We start from the raw sequence: 622 nt of genomic DNA on the forward strand, positions 1-622 counted from the left end.
TCTGAGCGGAACGCTGGAGGGCCTGCCGGCCGGCACAGTGCAGGTAATTGACGGCCTTCGGAAGGTTGCCGCTGTGACTGTAATGGTGTGCGAGCTCGCTGCAGTAATCATTGAGCCGACTCTGGAACAGGGTCTCGATGGCCTGGGCGGTGCGCTCGTGCAGCGCGCTGCGCCGCTCGGTAAGCAGCGAGTTGCCGGCGACTTCCTGAGTGAGGGCGTGCTTGAACGCGTATTCCACCTCCGGGAATGCGGGTCGCTCGTAAATGAAATCGCCCGCCTGCAAGTTCGCGAGCAGCGGGCGAAGCTTGTCGTCAGTCAGCGAAGTGACGTGCTGAACAAGACTCAAAGGAAACTCCTTGCCGATCACGGCCAGGCTTTGCAACAGTTCCTTCTGCACGAGGGGGAGCCGATCGATGCGTGCGGCGAGCACGCCCTGGACGGTGGTGGGGATGTGAAGTTCGGTAGGCGCCTTCTCAATGCGGTAGGCCCCGGGCAGGCCAACCAGGGTTTTCTCCTCGATCAGGGTCTGGACCACTTCCTCCATGAAGAATGGGTTGCCTTCGGTCTTGTCCAGGATGAGCCGTTTCAGGGGCGCGAGCGCGCGATCGTCGCCGAGCAGCGC

The 622-nt window shown here is 62.4% G+C and carries 1 protein-coding gene; it reads right to left on the reverse strand.

All coding sequences use genetic code 11. The annotated features are described in order from the left end of the window. On the reverse strand, nucleotides 1–622 hold a 622-nt coding region (locus PTE30175_RS28050; protein ID WP_420819688.1), incomplete at both ends, for an ATP-binding protein.

The sequence above is a fragment of the Pandoraea terrae genome, from assembly GCF_902459695.1.
Lineage (GTDB): Bacteria > Pseudomonadota > Gammaproteobacteria > Burkholderiales > Burkholderiaceae > Pandoraea > Pandoraea terrae.